This window comes from Ignavibacteria bacterium (genome assembly GCA_041649015.1).
Classification (GTDB): domain Bacteria; phylum Bacteroidota; class Ignavibacteria; order Tepidaquicellales; family Tepidaquicellaceae; genus CAIKZJ01.
Map to the genome: position 1 here is coordinate 311,739 of JBAZNU010000004.1, position 21,101 is coordinate 332,839.

The following is a 21,101-nucleotide window of genomic DNA, read 5'->3' on the forward strand; positions in this document are numbered from 1 at the left end:
TCTTTTTTAATGAGAAGAAAAAGAGCAGAGAAAAGAATCAGAATTCCTGATTTTAAGTATAATGATATACTTGTCGGGAGATTCATAAATTCAATCATGCAGGACGGCAAAAAACTTGTCGCCCAGAAAATATTGTATAAAGCTTTTGATATTATTGAGGAAAAAACGAAAGGAAATCCTCTGGAAGTATTCAATAAAGCAGTAAACAATGTAATGCCTTCAATAGAGGTTCGTTCACGTCGAGTCGGTGGTTCAAACTACCAGATTCCTACTGAAGTTAGACCTGACAGAAGGATTGCACTTGGAATAAAATGGTTATTAACATATTCAAACGCAAGAAGTGAAAAGACAATGGCTCAGAGGCTTGCGAATGAATTAATGGCAGCTTCCGTTGGTGAAGGCAGCTCAGTGAAGAAGAAAGAGGATGTTCACAGGATGGCAGAAGCTAACAAAGCGTTTGCACATTTTAGATGGTAAATTATAAATTATAAGGAGAGGGAAATTTAAAAGATGCCTAGACAGGTACCTTTAGAAAGAACAAGAAACATTGGTATTATGGCGCACATTGACGCCGGAAAGACAACAACAACAGAAAGAATTTTGTATTATACCGGTAGGCTTCACCGAATGGGCGAAGTTCATGAGGGAGGAGCTACGATGGATTGGATGGAACAGGAAAAGGAAAGAGGTATTACAATAACATCAGCTGCAACAACATGCAGCTGGAAAAATCATAGAATTAATATTATTGATACTCCAGGGCACGTAGACTTTACAGCAGAAGTTGAGCGTTCTTTAAGAGTACTTGACGGCGCAGTTGCATTATTTTGTGCAGTAGGAGGTGTAGAACCGCAGTCAGAGACAGTATGGCGTCAGGCTGATAAATACGGAGTACCAAGAATTGCTTTTGTGAATAAGATGGACAGAACAGGTGCGGATTTCTTTCATGCGATTAATATGATGAAGGACAGACTCAAAGCAAATGCGGTTCCGATACTTTTGCCTGTGGGTCAGGGGGATATGTTTAAGGGCGTTATTGATCTTATTACAATGAAAGCGAGGATGTTTAATGAAGATACATTAGGTTCAACTTTTGAAGATATTGAAATACCATCTTCAATGACAACTCTTGCAAATGAATACAGACAGAAACTTCTTGAAGCGGTTTCTGATGTTGATGATACATTGCTGGAGAAATTTCTTGAAGGGAAAGAAATTACTGAAAAGGAAATAATCAGAGTTTTGAGAGAAGCAACTTTACAGGTTAAGATAATACCTGTACTTTGCGGATCATCGTTTAAAAATAAGGGCATTCAGAATTTACTGGATATGATAATTGAGCTTTTGCCAACTCCTTTAGACTTAAAGGAAATTACTGCTCACCATTATCATAAAGATGACCAGGTGATTAGACAAATATCGGATGAAGAAAAGTTTTCTGCATTAGCATTTAAGATTATGACTGATCCGTATGTAGGAAAGTTATGTTTCTTTAGAGTTTATTCCGGGAAAGCCGAAGCGGGAAGTTATATCTATAATTCTGTTTCGGGAAAGAAGGAAAGACTCGGCAGAATTTTACAGATGCATGCTAATCATAGAGAAGATATAAAAGAAGTATACACGGGTGATATAGCAGCAGCAGTTGGTTTGAAACATACAAAGACAGGTGATACATTGTGCACAGAAGATGACCAGATAATACTCGAGAGAATGACATTTCCAGAGCCTGTTATACAGATTGCTATCGAACCTAAAACAAAGGCTGATCAGGATAAGCTTGGTGAATCACTCTCAAAACTTTCGGATGAGGATCCAACATTCAGAGTTAGTTCTGACGAAGAAACGGGGCAGACGCTGATATCAGGAATGGGTGAACTTCATCTTGAAATAATTGTTGATAGATTAAAGAGAGAGTTTAAAGTAGATGCAAATGTTGGCAAGCCTCAGGTTGCATACAAAGAGACAATAAGGAAGAAAGTTACTCAGGAGCATAAGTTTGTTAGACAATCGGGCGGTAAAGGACAGTTTGGTCACGTATGGATAGATTTAGAACCAAATGAAAAAGGAAAAGGATTTATTTTTGAGAATAAGATAGTAGGAGGTGTAATACCAAGAGAGTACATACCTGCTGTTGAGAAAGGAATTGAAGAAGCACTGAAGAATGGCGTACTAGCAGGTTACCCAGTTGAGGACGTTAAGGTTACATTGTTTGATGGATCATATCATGATGTTGATTCGTCGGAAATGGCGTTTAAGATTGCAGGATCGATGGCTTTCAAAGAAGCAGCAAGGAAAGCAAATCCTGTATTACTTGAACCAATCATGGATGTTGAAGTAGTAACACCTGAGGATTACATGGGCTCGGTAATGGGAGATTTAAGTTCGAGAAGAGGCAGAATTGAAGGACAAAGTCAGAGAAGTGATGCACAGGTAATAAGAGCAATGGTACCACTATCCGAAATGTTCGGGTATGCAACAACATTAAGATCAATGACGCAGGGAAGAGCAATTTACACGATGCAATTCTCTCATTATGATGAAGCACCAAAATCTGTATCTGAAAAGATAATAGAAAATTACACGGGATCAAGAAAGAAATAGTTCTTTAAACAATATTGGGTCAGTTCTTTTAAGGAAGAATAGAACTCGTCGATTAGACACGGGAAAAGCTCTATAAAACCCGAACACCACTCCGCGGATAGTGTTGGAGGGTTTCCGTCCGCAAGGACAAAGCTGGGTCAGTAGCTCAGTTGGTTAGAGCGCGTGCCTTATAAGCACGAGGTGGGAGGTTCAATTCCTCCCTGACCCACAAGATTTTTTTAAAAAATTTTTATTAACTAACTTTAAATAACTTCTATATAGGAGATTAAGAGAAATGGCAAAAGAAACATATGACGTGTCGAAACCACACGTTAATATTGGAACCATCGGGCATGTTGACCACGGAAAAACCACGTTAACCGCTGCCATCACAATGTGCTTAGCAAGAAAAGGCTCAGCAAAAGTAAAGAAATTTGATGAAATTGATAAGGCACCTGAAGAAAAGGCGAGAGGTATTACGATTGCAACTGCTCACGTTGAATATCAGACAGAAAGAAGACATTATGCACACGTAGACTGTCCGGGACACGCTGACTACGTAAAAAATATGATTACCGGTGCTGCACAGATGGACGGCGCCATTCTCGTAGTGGCCGCAACAGACGGTCCTATGCCTCAAACAAGAGAGCACATCCTTCTTGCACGTCAGGTTGGTGTTCCAGCAATGGTCGTATTCTTAAACAAAGTTGACGCAGCAGACCCTGAATTACTTGAACTCGTTGAAATGGAAATCAGAGAATTACTTTCAAAGTATGAATTCCCTGGTGACGATATTCCGATAATAAGAGGTTCAGCATTAAAGGCTATGGAGGCCGGTCTTGATGATTCAATAGGTATTGATGATCCGAGATTCCAGTGTATATGGGATTTAATGGATGCAGTTGATTCTTACATTCCTGAGCCGCCGAGAGAAAACGACAAACCGTTCTTAATGTCGGTTGAAGACGTATTCTCAATCACTGGACGCGGAACAGTAGCAACGGGAAGAGTTGAAAGAGGCAGAGTAAAAGTTGGTGATGAAGTTGAATTGGTTGGACTTGGTGCACACAAGAAAACAGTTGTAACTGGTGCTGAAATGTTCAATAAAGTCTTAACCGAAGCAGTAGCAGGATATAACTGCGGACTTCTTTTAAGAGGTGTTGACAAGAAAGAAATCGAAAGAGGAATGGTACTTGCAAAAACAGGATCAGTAACTCCTCACACAGAATTCGAAGCACAGGTTTACGTATTGTCGAAAGAAGAAGGCGGAAGACATACACCTTTTTCAAACAACTACAGACCTCAGTTCTATTTCAGAACGACTGACGTAACAGGGGTTGTAACCTTACCAGAAAATGTACAGATGGTTATGCCGGGAGATAACTTAGACGGATTGAAAGTAGTTCTGATTGCACCGATAGCAATGGAAGATAAATTAAGATTTGCTATCAGAGAAGGCGGCAGAACAGTAGGTTCAGGAGTTGTTACAAAGATAATCAAATAAAATATTTTATTTCATACGAAAGAGCGGACACACCGCTCTTTCAATGTAAAAATACAAAACCATAAAAAATTGGCAACACAAAAAATCAGGATTAAATTAAAATCTTACGACCACAACCTGCTGGACAAGTGGACTGAAAGAATAATAAAGACAATCAAGCAGACAGGTGCTATTGTAAGCGGACCAATACCTTTACCGGTAAAGAAGAACGTATATACAGTACTAAGATCACCTCATGTAGACAAAAAGTCACGTGAACAGTTTGAAACACGCTCACACAAGAGACTGATTGATATTTTAAATTCTTCCAACAAGACTGTTGATGCTTTGACCAAGCTGGATCCTCCGGGTGGTGTTGACATTGAAATAAAGGTGTAAGAGTAAGATTTATTAAATAAAACTTAAACGGAAATGTTAGGTATATTAGGAAAAAAAATCGGGATGACAACATTCTTTGAGGAGACCGGTAATGCAGTTCCCTGCACAGTAATTGAAGCCGGTCCTTGCGTTGTGACACAGATAAAGACGAAAGAGAAGGATGGATATGAAGCAGTAAAAGTAGGATTTCAGACAAAGAAAGAAAAGAATGTCAACAAACCTCAAAGAAAAGGTTATCAGGATTTAAAAATAGCACCTCCTCGCTACGTGAAAGAGTTAAGGGATTATCCCATAACAGATTTAAAAGTTGGCGATGAGATAAAAGTAGATGTAGTATTTAAAATCGGCGATAAGGTAAAAGTCACAGGAACCTCAAAAGGCAAGGGATTTCAGGGTGTCATGAAAAGACACGGCTTTGGCGGTGGTGTGAGAACACACGGTCAAAGTGACAGACAGAGAGCGCCCGGATCAATCGGAGCATCATCTTATCCTTCCAGAGTTTGGAGAGGACAGAGAATGGCTGGAAGAATGGGCGGAGATCAAGTAACAGTTCGAAATCTTAAAGTTGTAAAGATAATTCCAGATTCAAACCTTATATTAATTAAAGGCGCTGTACCGGGAGCAAATTCCGGATTAGTTGAAATTTATAAAAATTAACGATGGAACTTAAAGTATTAAAAATAAACGGAACTGACAGCGGTGAAAAAGTCAATCTACCTGATGAAATATTCGGAATTGAACCCAATACACATTTAATTTATCAGGCAGTAAGAACATATTTATCGAACAGAAGACAGGGTACACACAAGACTAAAGAAAGAAAAGAAGTCAGAGGTGGCGGAAAGAAACCATACAGGCAAAAAGGTACCGGTAATGCAAGAAGAGGTACAAGTCGTTCACCAGTAATGGTTGGCGGCGGTACGATATTCGGACCTAAACCTCACAGGTATTACCTTGATATTCCTAAGAAGGCAGCAAGGCTTGCGAGAAAAAGCGCTTTAAGCTTAAAAGCAAAAGAAAATGAAATTACAGTTGTTGAGGATTTCAATTTCGAAAAGCCAAGGACAAAGGATATGATTGAAGTGGTAAAATCATTGAAACTGGACGCGGTTAAGACTCTTTTGTTAGTTTCTGAAAAAAATGAGAATCTGTATAAATCAGGCAGGAATCTTCCAAAGTTAAATGTATTGATTTCGGACCAGGCTGCAACTTATGATTTACTGAACAACAAGATGTTATTAATACAGAAGTCAGCAGTAGAGAAATTATGCAAACCTTTATTATCATAAATTAGAAAAATGAAAAGAATAATAATCAGACCGTTAATAACTGAGAAAAATACAGGTTTACAGGAAATGAGAAACCAGTATGCTTTTGAAGTTGGAATAGATGCAAATAAAATTGAAATAGCCGGTGCTGTTGAGAAGAAGTTCAAAGTACGGGTAACGAATGTAAGAACCTTGGTTATGAAGGGAAAGCTGAAATCAGCTATGACTAAAAAAGGCAAATTCTCAGGATTTAGAGCAGACAGAAAGAAAGCAATTGTTACTTTACACAAGGAAGATAAGATAGATTTAATTGGCGGAAATCCGACAGAATAATAAAATCAATATTGGGATATTTTAAGATATGAAAGATAAATAGGGATTTAGTTTCTAATGAAACTAAGTTCCTATTTTTGCAGTTTAATTAAGTGCAGATAAATTTTGCAATTTAAAAGGATATGAAATTAGGAAAACAATATACAAGCCGCGAAAATCAATCGACCGATATATATCTGAAGGAAATCAGTAAAACAACCCCATTAAGTGTTGCTGATGAAATTGACTGCGCAAAGCGAATCAAGAAAGGCGAAAAGAAAGCTTTAGACACATTAGTCAGAGCAAATCTTCGTTTTGTTGTAAGTGTCGCAAAGCAATATCAGAATCAGGGATTATCGCTGAATGACCTTATAAATGAAGGTAATCTCGGGCTGATAAAAGCAGCAAAGAAATTTGATGAAACAAGGGGCTTTAAATTTATATCGTATGCTGTATGGTGGATTAGACAATCCATATTACAGGCTTTAGCTGAACAATCAAGAGTAGTAAGACTACCTCTGAATATCGTTCAGCAAAAGAGCAAGATTTCGAAGACTATAAGCGAGCTTGAGCAAAGTAATGAGCGTGCACCAAATGTACTTGAGATTGCCGAGAAACTCGATATGAGTATTTATGAGGTTCAGGAAACTTTGAAGAATTCAAGCGGACATGTCTCAATGGACGCACCGAGCATACATGGAGAAGACACTAAGTTAATTGACATAATGCCGGATAAAGCCGAGAGGATGCCTGATCAGGGATTGTTGAAAGATTCTCTGAGGATAGAAATTGAAAGAGCATTGGATACACTTTCACAGAGGGAAAAAGAAGTTGTGAAGCTTTATTATGGTCTTGAGAAAGAGAATCCGTTAACACTGGAAGAAATAGGCGATAAGTACAAACTAACTCGAGAGCGTGTCAGACAGATAAAAGAAAAAGCAATAAGAAGGTTGAGACAGGCTTCACGAAGCAAATCACTTAAAGCTTATTTAGGTCAATAATTATTATCAGGTTTTAAGATACTGCCTTCCTGTAGCATTCAGGAAGGCAGTTTTTAATTAGGGAAAATCATTGATTTTATTGTATCGATTAAATATATTTGCCATTAGCAATTAAAAATAATATTCTAAATCTAAAAGGAATTAAGTATGCCAGTATTTGAATATAAATGCACGGAATGCAACTCGAATTATGAAGTATTTCATAAGACGAAAGAGAATGTGAAGGATGTTGTATGTCCTTCATGCAAATCAAAAAGTCATATTAAAATGATGTCAACCTTCTCATCAGTAATGTCATCGGGTAATTCTGCTGTATGTGAAGGAGGTTCGTGCGGAATGCCTTCTTATGGAGGTGGATGCGCTAATGGTTTGTGTGGCTTAAACTAAAATTCGTTTTATTATTAACAAGGGTTTGTGATACTAATCGCAAACCCTTTTTTATTTATAAGACTATTGCTATATTTACACATGAAATACATATACCTTCTTCTTATACCTGTATTAGTAATTCTGTCTTCTTGTGACAAGAATAGTATTAAAGAATCCGGAAATTCAGCTTCTGAAAATGATACGCTCACTAAATTTGTAGATGATACAATTACAATAATTGGTGTAGGTGATATTATGATGGGTACTACATATCCTTATTCTGATCTTCCTCCTAATGACGGAAAAGATTTATATAACGACGTTAAAGATATTTTACGAAATGCTGATATAACTATGGGAAACCTGGAGGGACCGTTCCTCAATTCAGGCGGGACTCCGAAAGAATGCGAAACCCCGGAAAGATGCTATTCATTCCGAATGCCTGAAAGATACGCAGAATATTTGTCTGATGCCGGTTTTGATTATATGAATCTGGCAAATAACCATGCATTTGACATGGGTACAAAAGGAAGAGAGGTTACTTATAATGTACTAGAAAGCAATGAAATACTTTATGCAGGAACAACAGATTACCCAACTGCCATTAAGGAAGTAAAGGGACAAAAGATTGGATTTGCAGGATTTGCACCAAACAGAGGGACGATTAACATTAACAATGAGGAATTAATAGAAAAAACGATTAAGGAGTTAAAGTCTGAATGCGATATTTTAGTTGTAATGTTTCATAGCGGTGCGGAGGGTGCCGGAGCTCAGAATATCCCGATGAGAAACGAAATTTTTCTGGGTGAGGACAGGGGAGATGTTTATGATTTTGCTCACAGCGCGATTGATTATGGTGCGGATTTAGTTTTCGGGCATGGTCCTCATGTAACGAGAGCAGTAGAAATTTACAAAGGAAAGTTTATAGCATACAGTCTCGGGAATTTCTGCACTTACGGGAAGTTTTCTTTAGCGGGTGTTCAGGGGATTGCTCCTATAATAAAAGTGTTCTTGACAAAAAAAGGAGTGTTTATTAAATCAGAAATAACATCAATAAAACAAATTAGAAGAGGTTTTCCAACGATTGATGAAAATGAGACGGCTTTGAAGACAATTATAAGACTGACCGAAAAAAACTTTGGGAAAAATGCTGTCAAATTTGATGGTAATATTGTAACTAATTCGAGCAAATGAAATTAAGTATACTTAATTCATTTCATATATAGAATACTATCTTTAAATTGAATAATATTTGTAATTCTTCTGAAAACATATAAGATGAATCAATTTTTTGCAAAGAAATCGCTTGCGATGATAAAGGAGGAAATGAAAGGCGAGAACCGATTGCGCCGTATTTTAGGTCCTCTGGCATTAACCAGTCTTGGAGTTGGTGCAATAATCGGCACGGGTATATTTGTGCTCACAGGTATTGTTGCTCATGATAAAACAGGACCTGCAATAATTGTATCATTTCTTGTGGCAGGTCTTGCGTGTGTATTTGCTGCAATGTGTTATGCAGAATTGGCATCAATGGTACCGATAGCGGGTTCAGCTTATACTTATGCATATGCAACAATGGGAGAGTTATTAGCCTGGATAATAGGCTGGGATCTTGTTCTTGAATATGCAGTGGGATCGGCATCAGTAGCACACGGGTGGTCTCATTATTTTCAGGGTTTTCTTCAAATATTTGATATAAATATTCCTTCATTGCTTTCACGAGCACCATTTGACTACAGTTTTGAAACAGGCCACCTTATTTTAACAGGGTCCATTGTTGACTTGCCCGCTGTTTTAATAACATTAATACTTACAGCAATACTAGTAAAAGGTATCCGTGAAAGTGCAGGTTTTAATACTGCAATGGTTATATTAAAAGTGGCTATAGTTTTGTTTGTAATAATAGTAGGAGCATTTTTTATAGATACAAATAACTGGGATAATTTTGCACCGTATGGATGGGGAGGAGTGAGTTTCTTTGGGAACACAGTTTGGGGAATGGTTGGAAATAATGGAGCACCGCTCGGAATGATTGCAGGTGCAGCTGTTATATTTTATGCTTATATCGGTTTTGATTCCGTTTCGACACACGCAGAAGAAGCAAAAGTACCGAGCAAAGACGTACCCAAGGGAATTATATATTCTCTGATTATCTGTACAATATTGTATGTACTCGTAGCAATTGTATTAACAGGTATGGTCCCACATGATCAGATAAATATCGATGCACCGGTTTCAGAAGCGTTTCAAAGCATTGGAATAACATGGGCAAATTTTATCATATCACTCGGAGCGATCGCGGGTATAACATCAGTATTGTTAGTTCTACTTCTCAGCCAACCAAGGATAATGCTTGCAATGGCAAGAGACGGTATGATACCTAAGAATTTTTTTGGTGCAGTGCATCAAAAATTTAAAACACCATATAAAACTACAATTTTAACAGGAATTTTTGTGAGTATTTTAACGGGTTTCTTACCGCTAAGGATATTAGCAGAATTAGTCAGTATTGGTACACTCTTTGCATTTACTATTGTCTGTACAGCAGTACTGATTATGCGTAAAACAAATCCAAATGCTGAACGACCATTTAAGGCTCCATTCTATCCAATTACACCTCTACTCGGGATGTTAATTTGTATCTTATTAATGTTTTCATTACCGCTTGAGAACTGGTGGAGACTTTTGCTTTGGCTGGGAATAGGGATGGTGATTTATTTCACTTACAGCAGAAGACATAGTATTATGAATCCAAATAACAAGCAATAGAATATGGCAGAAAAACTCTTTCTAATAGATGCGATGGCAATGATTTACCGAGCTTATTTTGCGATGATAGGCCGACCTTTGAAAGATGGAAAGGGAAATAATGTATCCGCAATTTATGGTTTTGTTAATGCAATGTTAAGAATACTTGAAGAAGAGATTCCCGATCACATAGCTGTATGTTTTGATACAGAAAAGCCAACATTTCGACATAAAGAATTTCCACAGTATAAAGCACAAAGGGCTGAGATTCCTGATGATATGCCCTGGCAAATAAATGAAGTGAAAGACATTGTAAGGCTGTACAATATTCCAATGATAGAAGTTGAAGGATTTGAAGCTGATGACATAATTGGTACGTTAGTAAAACAAGCAGAAAAAGAAGGTGTGCATAGTTATATGGTGACACCTGATAAAGATTATATGCAGCTGGTATCCGATATAAGTTTTATTTTTAGACCATCGAAAACATCAGCCGGAAGCACTAGCGGACTCGAATTCGTTGGAACAGACGGTGTAAAAGCCAAGTTTGGAGTTACACCTGACAAAGTTATAGATATACTCGGCTTAATGGGTGATTCTGCTGACAATATTCCTGGAGTTAAAGGTGTTGGTGAAAAAACAGCAATTGCTTTGATTCAAGAGTACGGCAGTATAGAAGACTTATATAAAAGTATAGAGAAGATTTCTAAGCCAAAACTGAAAGAAATACTAATCAGAGATAAAGAAAATGCTTTTCTTGCAAAAAGATTAGTTACGATTAAAACTGATGTTCCACTACATATTAATTTCCATGATCTTATAAGGAAAGAACCTGATAAATCTGCTCTTTATACAAGGTTTGAAGAGCTTAATATGAAAACGTTTGCTAGGAAATACAGTGCGGGACTTCGATTTGGAGAACCCATTGAAACGATTGAAAAAGCCGATGAGGGATCAGACAATGATTTACCATTAAGGATAACAATTCAAGGTGAGAAAATTGAGCAGAATATTCAGGAGATTAAGACAATAAAAGATGTCAAACATGATTACTATACGATTAAAAATGAAGCATCACTTGATAAGCTTGTAAAAAAATTAATTTCCGAGGAATTTGTATCATTTGACACAGAAACAACGGGACTTGATTTTAATGATGCGAAACTCGTAGGAATGTCATTTTCCTATCAAGAGAATCAGGGGTTTTATCTCCCCGTATTTGGTGAATTTGATGAAGAGGTAAGGAGTTCAAACGATTTGTTTTCTTCTGATAAAGTCAGAAAGAATATTGGAGTAGAAATTAACATTGCAATAAATAAGATAAAGCCTGTTTTAGAGAGTAGGAAAATTAAATTAATCGGTCAAAATATTAAGTTCGATTATCTGCTTATGAAAAGATACGGGGTTGAAATGAATAATATACATTTTGATACTATGGTGGGTTCATATATACTTGATGCATCCGTTGATCATAGCATGGATTCTTTATCCGAGAAATGGTTGAAATACAGACCGATTTCGATTAAGGAGTTGATAGGTAAAGGAAAAGATGAGAAAACAATGGACGAAGTTGATGTTGAACTTGTGAGCGAATATGCGTCTGAAGATGCAGATGTTACTTTACAGCTTTACCACAGAATTAATTATGAACTTGCAAAACTGAATCAAACAAAACTTTGCGAAGAAATCGAGTTTCCGCTGATAAAAGTACTTGGAGATATGGAGTTCGAGGGAATAAGTGTAGATGGAAAAGTTTTAAAAATACTGGATAAAGAGATTCAGAATTACATAGAAAAATATGAAGGAAAGATATACGATGAAGCAGGAGAGAAGTTTAATATAAATTCACCCGCTCAATTAGCAAAAATATTAACAGAAAAACTTCATTTAGGGCTTACAAAGAAAACAAAGACAGGTTACTCAACCGATTCAAGTGTATTAGAAGAACTCAGATACAAACATCCAATAGCAGCGAGCATCCTTGAATACAGAATGATGACAAAACTGAAATCGACATACATTGACGGACTTATGAAATCTATAAGTAAAAGAACGGGAAGGGTACATACTTCATTTAATCAGATAAGGGCTGCTACTGGAAGGCTTTCGAGTGTTAATCCAAATCTGCAGAACATACCTATAAGAACAGAAGCTGGAAGGAACATAAGGAAAGCATTTGTACCGAAAAATGATGAATACGAAATACTATCTGCGGATTATTCACAGATAGAGCTGAGGGTTATGGCTCATTATTCAGGGGATGAGAATTTTATAAGTGCATTTAAGAAAAACAGGGACATACATACTGAAACTGCGATGAGAGTATTTAAACTTAAATCGAAGGATGAAGTTACTCCAAATAGAAGAAGAAAAGCTAAGGAAGTTAATTTCGGGATTATATATGGAATAGGAGCATTCGGACTTGCAACAAGACTTGAAATTAAGAATTCAGAAGCTAAAGAAATCATTGACAGATATTTTACAGAGTTTCCAAAGGTTTATGAATATTTGGAAAGAACAAGAAAGTTTGCAAGAGACAATGGTTATGTAACAACTCTGAAAGGGAGAAGAAGGTATCTACCGCAAATAAACAACAACAATAATGCTGTAAGGAGTGAAGCCGAGAGAATGGCTATAAACATGCCCATTCAAGGAACAGCGGCAGACATGATAAAAATTGCTATGATTGAGATTCATAATGTATTTAAGGAGAAAAAATTTAAGTCTAAGATGCTACTGCAAGTACATGATGAACTTGTGTTTGAGGTTTATAAACCTGAAATTGAAGAAGTTAAGAAAATAGTTTTAAGGGAAATGAAAAACGCCATTAAGCTGGATGTTCCGGTCGAAGTTGAAATCGGAACGGGTAAAAACTGGTATGAGGCACATTAATTATAATACATCTGCTATTGCCTAAAATTAATTCAATATATATTGAGTGTTATGTTGCAAGAAAGTTCAAAGAGGGCTATAAGTTTTTACTGCTTAAAAGAGTTGAATGTGAAAAATTATATCCCGGAATATGGCAGATAATTACCGGTAAAATTGAGAAGAATGAAAAAGCATTCGAAACAGCATTAAGAGAAGTTAGAGAAGAATCCGGGCTCACGCCCTTCAGGCTTTTTGTTTTGCCGCATACGACGACATTTTATTCACCGCGGACAGATGAGATAAGTTTAATTCCTCTCTTCGTATGTTTAGTTAAGGGTAAGATGGTTACAATTTCAGATGAACACAGTGATTATTTGTGGTTAAATCCCAATAAGGCATCACAGAAGTTGTACTTTAAAAGCCAGAAAGAAAACGTTAAATTTATAGAACAAAACTTAAGAACAAAAGAAAGACTTAAAACATTTACTGAAATTAAAATATAGTTATGATAATAGTAACCGGAGGAGCAGGATTTATTGGAAGTGCATTGGTTTGGGCGCTCAATAAAAAAGGACGTGAAGATATTATTATTGTTGACCATTTTGGGGTAAACGACAAATTTAAGAATTTAATAGCGTTAAAATTTCTTGATGTATTTGATAAAGATGATTTTGGTCAAATGGTACATGACGGATTTCTTAAAAAGAATAAGATAGAGACTTTATATCATTTGGGAGCATGCAGTTCAACTACACAGCTTGACATGAATTTTCTATTACGTAATAATTTCGAATACACAAAATTTCTTTGCGGGCATTCATTAGAAAATAATGTTAGATTCGTTTATGCTTCGTCTGCAGCTACGTACGGCGACGGTAAACGAGGATACGATGACGAAGAGGATAAAATTGATACATTAAGACCTCTCAATCCATATGGGTATTCGAAACAGATGTTTGACCAATGGGCAAAAAGAGAAGGTTATCTTGATAGGATTGCAGGGCTTAAATATTTTAATGTTTTCGGACCAAATGAATATCATAAAGGAGATATGCAGAGTATTGTTAGCAAAGCTTACAAGCAAGTAAAGGAAACAGGCAGGATTAAATTGTTTAAATCTTATTCAAAAGAATATGGTGATGGTGAGCAAAAACGTGATTTTATATATGTTAAGGATGCTGTTGAAATGACAATATTTTTCGGTGAGAACAAAATTGTTAATGGTATATACAATGTTGGAACTGGACAAGCAAATACTTTTAATTCATTTGTCAAGCCGATATTTAAAGCTTTAAATGTGAAAGAGAATATTGAGTACTTTGAGATGCCCGAAGTATTAAAAGGACGGTATCAGGATTACACTAAGGCTAACATGAAGAAGATTAGAAATGCAGGATACGGCGGAAAATATCACAAGCTTGAAGATGCAGTGATGGATTACGTAAGTAACTATCTTAATACGGATTTTCCTTTTTTAAGTTGAGAAATCTTTGTTTTCTAATCTAATATTAATAAGAACAAAACAAAAGTATTTTAGTAATGGTAATAATTTTAGAAATATTTAATTAAAAATATGAAAAATTTCATTTCCCTAATTTCGTTTACAATTTTCGTTTTGATTACATTCAATAATTCCCTCGCTCAAAACCTGCCACATTATATGACAGAAGAAGAGCAAAGGATTTACAAAAGCTATACACCACCGGGATTTAGTACTGAAGAAACAAATCCGCCTTTTTCTCCTGTAAGGACAACTGCTGAATGGGAAGAGGTTCAGGCTATAATGGTAACATGGACATCTTACACATCCATATTAGCTCAAATTGTCGATTATGTGCAAGATGAGTGTGTGTGCGTGATTGTGTGTTCAGATTCAAATAGTGTAAAATCTCAGCTCACGTCTTACGGAGTACCTCTTGTCAATCTGCGATTTTTAATAAGGTCATTCAATTCAGTATGGTGCAGGGATTACGGTCAATGGAATGTATATACGTATGATATTGATTCACTGAAAATGGTTGACTGGGTTTATAATAGACCGAGACCTCTTGACGATCAAATACCGGTATATATAGCACAAATGTATAATACTCCGCTCCATCAGGCGATAGTATCTCCGTATGATTTTACTGCGACAGGCGGAAACTTCATGGTTGACGGGCATGGAACGGGATTTTCATCAAAACTAATATTGAATGAGAATCCGGGAAAAACTGAAGCACAAATTGATACAATAGCAAAGAAGTATATGGGACTTAGCAGGTATGTTAAGATGAATACTTTGCCGTATGACGGAATACATCACATAGATATGCACATGAAATTGCTTGATGAAGAAACTATACTTGTTGGACAGTATCCCAACGGAGTGTCGGACGGTCCGCAGATTGAGTATAACCTGAATTATGTTTTAAGTAATTTCCAAACTTGTTTCGGTAAGCCATATAAGGTAGTAAGAATACCTATGCCGCCAAGTTCATCGGGTCAGTACCCGCCTAACTCAAGTTATTATACATATACAAATTCATTGATAGTAAATAAAACTGTCATAGTACCGATATATGGATTTTCATTGGATACTACAGCATTAAGGATTTATAGGGAAGCGATGCCGGGATATAGGGTTGTAGGAATAAACTGCAGCGGAATGATTTCGGCAAGCGGTGCTGTGCACTGTATAACGAAAGAAATAGGAGTATTTGATCCACTATTTATTTCACATTCGGGTTTAAGAAACACTGACAATACGACGACTCCTTATGAGGTGAAAGCAAGTATAAAATCTAAAGCGGGTATTCAAAACGCAAAAGTTTATTGGAGGACGGATACAACTTTATCTTATACCGAATTAAATATGACCAACGCAGCAGATACTTTTAAGGCTTACATACCAGCACAATCTTTGAATAAAACGGTTTACTATTACGTATCAGCAACATCGAATAACAACAAAACAATTACAAAACCATATACCGCACCATTAGGTTATTTTAAGTTTATGGTTACAACACCGACAGCTATTAATAATGAAATAGGGAATGTAAGACAGTACAAATTATATCAGAACTATCCGAATCCGTTTAATCCTGTGACAAAGATTAAATTTGAAATTCCTAACTCGGGTTATACATCATTAATAGTATATGATGTGATGGGTCGAGAGGTTGAAAGATTATATGATAAGAAAGTAGAAGCGGGAGTCTATGAGGTTGAATTCCTTGGTTCGGAATTATCGAGCGGAATATATTTCTATAAGTTGACTTCGGGAGGATTTACGGATATAAAGAAACTCATGTTAATAAAATAGAAAATAATCGTAACTTTTACTATTTAACTAAAATAATATTATGAAGAAAATTATTTACTCATTTCTAATTGTATTAACGGTTATTGCGACCGTTTATGCTCAGCCGACACGCAGAGTTCTTTTTGAAGAAGGAACAAACGCATCATGCGGACCATGTGCTGCGAGCAATCCAATATTGATATCATGGCTTCAGAATCATCAAGCACAAGCCATATCGATAATGTACCATGCATCCTGGCCGGGAGTTGATCCAATGTATCAAGCGAATCCGACTCAGAGTACAGAAAGGATACAATACAATAACATTACGGCAGTGCCAACGTGCAATGTTGATGGTATTATTTATGATATATGGCCTTTTACATCAGCAGCTTTTGATAATGCTTTGAATACGAGGCTTGCAGTAACTCCACCACTTTCGATAGATGTTGTTGATGAGAGGATACAGGGTGATTCGATAAAATCAACTATTACACTTGTAGTAAGCACAAATTTACCTGCCGGAACTTATAAACTAAGAGTTATGGCTGTCGAGAAACTGATAACATATACAACTCCTCCGGGTTCAAATGGTGAGACTGTGTTTCATACTGTATTTAGAAGGGCTTATCCAAATACGACAGGAGTTGACATTCCAACAACAATTGGAACTTATAATTATACTTACACATACAAACGCGAGACAGCCTGGCAGGATACAAGCATTGTGACGGTAGCCTTTGTTCAAAATGATGTGAACAAAGAAGTGCTTAATGCTAATAAAGGTACATTTATGCCAACCGGAATAAATAATATATCGAATGAAGTACCGAACAAGTACAACCTTGAGCAGAATTATCCAAATCCGTTCAATCCTGTGACTAAGATTAGATTTGCTTTACCTAAATCTGGATTTACAAGTTTAAAAGTTTATGATTCCATGGGCAGGGAAGTAGCAACACGGGTATATAAACAACTTCGGGCGGGAAAGTACGAAGTAGAATTTAATGCTTCAGGTTTATCAAGCGGTGTATATTATTATAAACTACTTTCAGGTGATTATTCTGCTGTCAAGAAGTTGATGTTGATTAAATAAGCAAGAATGATAATGTAACTTACACTTGAAAATTTAACATGGTTATATTATTTTTATATTAAGATTTTATGCATCTAACTCATTTTATAAACTTATTTTTTAAGACATGAAGAAAGTATTTCTCTTTACATTAGTTCTGGCAATTGGTGTAATGGCATTCAATTTCCAGACAACACAACAATCAATGTTAAACGATATTGTCGTTCAGTTTGTATCAACAAACGCTTACGGGAATAATATTTACGTTGATAACTTCTCACTTGGAACTCAATATCAGAATGACATTGCAGTATCATCGATAAATATTCCGAAGGATTCAAGTTATTCAACCAACGGAACGAATACTTTTAAAGTATTACCTACAGTAACTTTAACAAACATAGGTACTACTTCTGCAAGTTCGTTTAATTTAGTTCTTTCAGTAGGTTCATATACTAGCACAAAGCCAGCTCCAACGATTTCATCGGGCGATAGTGCTGTAATTGAATTTGACTCAATGCAAATAGTTCCGAATACAGCGATTAATATAAAAACTTATTCTACATGGGTTGCGGACGAGAACAGATTGAATGATACATTGAAGCAATATACATTTTACATGCCGGGAGCACAACGGAAAGTAGTCTTTGAAGCATTTACCGCTTCTACATGCGGTCCTTGCGCGTCACAAAATCCATCACTTGATGCTTTTATCTCAGAGCGAATTGATTCATTGGTACCAATAAAAACACATGTATGGTGGCCGTCACCCGGAAATGACCCGATGTATACAGCTAATTCTACACAGATACAACCAAGAGTACAGACATATTACGCTGTGAATTCGGTACCTACTCTTATTGTTGACGGAATTTTTAAACAGGTAAGCGGATATTCTACTTTGAGCAATTTGTTGACACCATATACTACGAGGATGTTGAAGGGTTCGCCTTTATCGGTAAATGTTATAGATACAAAAATTGGAGACTCGATAAAGACAAACGTGACAGTAACGGTCCTTTCTCCTTTACCAGCGGGAAATTATAAACTTAGGGTTAACTCGATTTCCACGAAGGTAACTTATCCATCGCCTCCAGGTACAAATGGAGAAAGAGAATTTAAAGATGTATTCAGATTTGCATATCCCGATATGAGCGGTACAACCATACCGACGACACCAGGGACATACAACTATGAATTTATTTATAAACTTACACCTTTCGCGGGTGCAACGGATACGTCATATTACACAGCAGCATTTGTACAGAATGATGCTAACAAGGAAATCATAAATGCAGGTAAAGCACCTCATGTTGTAACTGCTGAGAGATATGTAAAGAATGTTACTCCATATGATACAAAACCAATGCCATTACCGAGTTTTGTGAATAACAACAATGAGATAATAACCGGTTCACAGACCTATTCAATAAACTCAGGTTTTAATTATGAAGTATTTGAATCAGGTTTCCCGCCGTCAGGTTGGCAGGTGATAAATCCAAATGCCGGGAGTTTAACCTGGGATGGATTTTCAGGCGCGAGCGGGCCATTATTTTCAGGAACAAGGTCAGCAAGACTTGCGTGTTACAATTACAGTGATGTCGGACATATTGATTATTTGAGATCACCTGTATTTAACAATGTAGATTTAACTGACTCAATTAGATTTAACTGGGCTCATTCTAATTACAGTGCAGCATATAATGACAGATTACAGGTGCAAGTATCAACGAACGGAGGGTCAACATTCCCATTTACGATATTTGATAAAGCCGGTACAACGTTAGCTACAGCACCCTCGACTACGAGTGCCTTCGTACCAAATGGTGACAGCCAATGGGGAAGATTTTCTGTAGCAGTAAGCAGTTTTATAGTTTCCATTCAGCAGATTGGAATAGAGACTCCGACTAAATATGCCTTAAATCAGAATTATCCAAATCCGTTTAATCCGGTTACAAATATTTCTTATATGATACCGAGGAGTTCGAAAGTATCATTAAAGGTGTATGATATAAAGGGTCAATTGATATCGACATTGTACGAAGGAAATCAGAACGCCGGAATTTACCTGACGCAGTTTGACGGTTCAAAGCTTGCGAGCGGAGTTTATTTCTATAAGCTTGAAGCTGATGATTATAAGGAAGTAAGAAAGATGTCGATGATTAAATAAGAGAATAAAAGATGATTTGATTAATGAGGGAGGGCAGAATTGCTCTCCCTTTTCTTTATGTAAATATTATTATTATAATTCATATCTTTATGATTCAGTATTGTATTGTATCGTAAAGAAAATTATTATAATTTTGATTAATTGGGTTTATAAAATATTTAATAATAAATCATGAAAAAATTCACATTAAAACTTTTTGTGTTTGCAGTTTTTGCATTAATAAGCACTGCTGCATTTTCCCAGACAACAACTCGTACGATTTTCTTTGAAGGATTTACAAGTTCAACCTGTGGACCTTGTGCACAACAAAATCCTTACATGGCAAGTTATTTAGCAACAAAGGGTGATTCAATTGTATCGGTTAAATATCACGTGGGATGGCCATCTCCCGGAAATGACCCTATGTACTTACACAATACTGTACAGAATTATGACAGGAGGTATTATTATGGAGTGAACTCAGTACCGTATACAAAGATTGAAGGATTGTATTTTACCCAATCCTATTCAAATTATTCGACATTAGATTATTATTTTAATTATCGTTTAAGCATTCCGACGCCTGTCGCGATATCGGTTGTTAATCATTTAATTCCAGGTGATTCGATTAGAGCGACGATAACAGTAACAAATCTTTCGGAATTGCCAGCCGGTAATTATTTTTTAAGAGCGATGGCATTGGAAAATAGAATTACATACAGTTCTCCTCCAGGAACAAATGGTGAAATAAGTTTCCCCCATGTTTTCAGAGCATCATATCCCACAAGTCAAGGTACATCACATCCTGTAGCAGCCGGAACGTACACTTATATAATTACATATAAATTAAATCCCGTATGGGAAACTAATAATATGCACACAATAGCTTTTGTGCAGGAAGATAATACAAAAGAGATATATAATGTAGCAGGGATTTATTCACCACCTACTGCAATTGCACCTATCTCGACTGAAATTCCAAAGGGTTTTTCAGTATCACAGAATTACCCGAATCCTTTCAATCCAAAGACAACAGTTGAGTTTTCATTACCAAAAGAAGATAATACAACATTGAAAGTATTCAGTTCATTAGGAAAAGAAGTCGGGACGTATCATTCGGGTATGACAAAGGCAGGAAAGTATAGAATAGTCATCGATGGATCTGAGTGGTCATCTGGTTTGTATTTTTATCAGATAAAGTCAGGTTCATTTTCAGAAACAAAACGTATGATGCTGGTCAAATAACAGCAGATTTTATTGGTTTTTCCTGAAGGGGAGGGCAGAATTGCTCTCCCTTTCTTTAATAATAAGATAGAAGATGTACGATTTTATAATTCACTTTTTCACTTCCGGTTTTGGAAAGGTATGATTTCCTTCTAGTAATAAATGCGTATTAATATTGACAATAAAATCTATTCTTAATATATTATTACCCATACAGGGGGTAATAATATATGTGCAGGATTAATACTTGTTATTGTAGTTCTGCATCAGTTTAGTTAGAACGATTGGTTATTGAATTATCGATTCATTCCCTATAAAAGAATAATTCTTTTAAGT

18 protein-coding genes and 1 tRNA gene are annotated in these 21,101 nt (G+C 36.4%); all 19 read left to right on the top strand.

The features are described from left to right. Window positions 1–9: 9 nt before the first annotated feature. The 19 genes from rpsG (at window position 10) to WC644_09205 (ending at window position 20,786) form a co-directional block, all read left to right on the top strand. Window positions 10–477 carry a 30S ribosomal protein S7 gene (gene rpsG, locus WC644_09115; GenBank protein MFA5012095.1) on the top strand — a complete coding sequence of 156 codons (468 nt, stop codon included), beginning with the start codon at window positions 10–12 and terminating at the stop codon, window positions 475–477. 33 nt (window positions 478–510) lie between these two features. Further along, on the top strand, window positions 511–2,601 hold the full coding sequence (gene fusA / locus WC644_09120) for an elongation factor G (GenBank protein ID MFA5012096.1): 2,091 nt from the start codon (window positions 511–513) through the stop codon (window positions 2,599–2,601). Window positions 2,602–2,735: 134 nt separating this feature from the next. Next, a tRNA-Ile gene (locus WC644_09125) sits at window positions 2,736–2,809 on the top strand. 66 nt (window positions 2,810–2,875) lie between these two features. After that, window positions 2,876–4,084 carry an elongation factor Tu gene (tuf, locus tag WC644_09130; protein MFA5012097.1) on the top strand — a complete coding sequence of 403 codons (1,209 nt, stop codon included), beginning with the start codon at window positions 2,876–2,878 and terminating at the stop codon, window positions 4,082–4,084. 69 nt (window positions 4,085–4,153) lie between these two features. Then, window positions 4,154–4,462: a 30S ribosomal protein S10 gene (gene rpsJ, locus WC644_09135; protein ID MFA5012098.1), complete on the top strand. Its 309-nt coding sequence runs from the start codon at window positions 4,154–4,156 to the stop codon at window positions 4,460–4,462. 33 nt (window positions 4,463–4,495) lie between these two features. Then, window positions 4,496–5,119, top strand: coding sequence for a 50S ribosomal protein L3 (gene rplC, locus WC644_09140; GenBank protein MFA5012099.1), 624 nt, complete (start codon window positions 4,496–4,498; stop codon window positions 5,117–5,119). Window positions 5,120–5,121: 2 nt separating this feature from the next. Beyond that, window positions 5,122–5,751, top strand: a complete 630-nt coding sequence (rplD, locus tag WC644_09145; GenBank protein ID MFA5012100.1) for a 50S ribosomal protein L4 — start codon at window positions 5,122–5,124, stop codon at window positions 5,749–5,751. A gap of 9 nt (window positions 5,752–5,760) precedes the next feature. After that, a complete protein-coding gene (rplW, locus tag WC644_09150; GenBank protein MFA5012101.1) occupies window positions 5,761–6,063 on the top strand; it encodes a 50S ribosomal protein L23 in 303 nt (100 codons plus the stop codon). Between the two features lie 122 nt (window positions 6,064–6,185). Then, the gene (locus WC644_09155) at window positions 6,186–7,043 is read left to right on the top strand and encodes an RNA polymerase sigma factor RpoD/SigA (GenBank protein ID MFA5012102.1); all 858 of its coding nucleotides are present in this window, start codon (window positions 6,186–6,188) and stop codon (window positions 7,041–7,043) included. A gap of 147 nt (window positions 7,044–7,190) precedes the next feature. Then, window positions 7,191–7,430: a zinc ribbon domain-containing protein gene (locus tag WC644_09160; protein MFA5012103.1), complete on the top strand. Its 240-nt coding sequence runs from the start codon at window positions 7,191–7,193 to the stop codon at window positions 7,428–7,430. A gap of 81 nt (window positions 7,431–7,511) precedes the next feature. Continuing rightward, on the top strand, window positions 7,512–8,606 hold the full coding sequence (locus WC644_09165; protein ID MFA5012104.1) for a CapA family protein: 1,095 nt from the start codon (window positions 7,512–7,514) through the stop codon (window positions 8,604–8,606). 84 nt (window positions 8,607–8,690) lie between these two features. Then, a complete protein-coding gene (locus WC644_09170; protein MFA5012105.1) occupies window positions 8,691–10,181 on the top strand; it encodes an amino acid permease in 1,491 nt (496 codons plus the stop codon). Between the two features lie 3 nt (window positions 10,182–10,184). Further along, a complete protein-coding gene (polA, locus tag WC644_09175) occupies window positions 10,185–13,052 on the top strand; it encodes a DNA polymerase I (protein MFA5012106.1) in 2,868 nt (955 codons plus the stop codon). Window positions 13,053–13,069: 17 nt separating this feature from the next. Further along, window positions 13,070–13,534 carry an NUDIX domain-containing protein gene (locus WC644_09180; GenBank protein ID MFA5012107.1) on the top strand — a complete coding sequence of 155 codons (465 nt, stop codon included), beginning with the start codon at window positions 13,070–13,072 and terminating at the stop codon, window positions 13,532–13,534. Window positions 13,535–13,536: 2 nt separating this feature from the next. Beyond that, window positions 13,537–14,514 (top strand): ADP-glyceromanno-heptose 6-epimerase, encoded by a 978-nt coding sequence (rfaD, locus tag WC644_09185; protein MFA5012108.1) that lies wholly within the window; start codon window positions 13,537–13,539, stop codon window positions 14,512–14,514. 90 nt (window positions 14,515–14,604) lie between these two features. After that, entirely contained in the window at window positions 14,605–16,338 is a 1,734-nt protein-coding gene (locus tag WC644_09190) for an agmatine deiminase family protein (GenBank protein ID MFA5012109.1), read from the top strand. Window positions 16,339–16,378: 40 nt separating this feature from the next. Then, window positions 16,379–17,413 (top strand): T9SS type A sorting domain-containing protein, encoded by a 1,035-nt coding sequence (locus tag WC644_09195; protein MFA5012110.1) that lies wholly within the window; start codon window positions 16,379–16,381, stop codon window positions 17,411–17,413. A gap of 106 nt (window positions 17,414–17,519) precedes the next feature. Next, entirely contained in the window at window positions 17,520–19,562 is a 2,043-nt protein-coding gene (locus WC644_09200) for a T9SS type A sorting domain-containing protein (GenBank protein MFA5012111.1), read from the top strand. Window positions 19,563–19,733: 171 nt separating this feature from the next. Next, window positions 19,734–20,786, top strand: coding sequence for a T9SS type A sorting domain-containing protein (locus tag WC644_09205; protein MFA5012112.1), 1,053 nt, complete (start codon window positions 19,734–19,736; stop codon window positions 20,784–20,786). The last annotated feature ends 315 nt before the right edge of the window (window positions 20,787–21,101 follow it).

Coding starts and splice junctions, on each gene's coding strand:
- rpsG (MFA5012095.1), top strand. CDS start 10: ATGAGAAGAAAAAGAGCAGAGAAAAGAATCAGAATTCCTGATTTTAAG.
- fusA (MFA5012096.1), top strand. CDS start 511: ATGCCTAGACAGGTACCTTTAGAAAGAACAAGAAACATTGGTATTATG.
- tuf (MFA5012097.1), top strand. CDS start 2,876: ATGGCAAAAGAAACATATGACGTGTCGAAACCACACGTTAATATTGGA.
- rplC (MFA5012099.1), top strand. CDS start 4,496: ATGTTAGGTATATTAGGAAAAAAAATCGGGATGACAACATTCTTTGAG.
- rplD (MFA5012100.1), top strand. CDS start 5,122: ATGGAACTTAAAGTATTAAAAATAAACGGAACTGACAGCGGTGAAAAA.
- rplW (MFA5012101.1), top strand. CDS start 5,761: ATGAAAAGAATAATAATCAGACCGTTAATAACTGAGAAAAATACAGGT.
- WC644_09155 (MFA5012102.1), top strand. CDS start 6,186: ATGAAATTAGGAAAACAATATACAAGCCGCGAAAATCAATCGACCGAT.
- WC644_09160 (MFA5012103.1), top strand. CDS start 7,191: ATGCCAGTATTTGAATATAAATGCACGGAATGCAACTCGAATTATGAA.
- WC644_09165 (MFA5012104.1), top strand. CDS start 7,512: ATGAAATACATATACCTTCTTCTTATACCTGTATTAGTAATTCTGTCT.
- WC644_09170 (MFA5012105.1), top strand. CDS start 8,691: ATGAATCAATTTTTTGCAAAGAAATCGCTTGCGATGATAAAGGAGGAA.
- polA (MFA5012106.1), top strand. CDS start 10,185: ATGGCAGAAAAACTCTTTCTAATAGATGCGATGGCAATGATTTACCGA.
- rfaD (MFA5012108.1), top strand. CDS start 13,537: ATGATAATAGTAACCGGAGGAGCAGGATTTATTGGAAGTGCATTGGTT.
- WC644_09190 (MFA5012109.1), top strand. CDS start 14,605: ATGAAAAATTTCATTTCCCTAATTTCGTTTACAATTTTCGTTTTGATT.
- WC644_09195 (MFA5012110.1), top strand. CDS start 16,379: ATGAAGAAAATTATTTACTCATTTCTAATTGTATTAACGGTTATTGCG.
- WC644_09200 (MFA5012111.1), top strand. CDS start 17,520: ATGAAGAAAGTATTTCTCTTTACATTAGTTCTGGCAATTGGTGTAATG.
- WC644_09205 (MFA5012112.1), top strand. CDS start 19,734: ATGAAAAAATTCACATTAAAACTTTTTGTGTTTGCAGTTTTTGCATTA.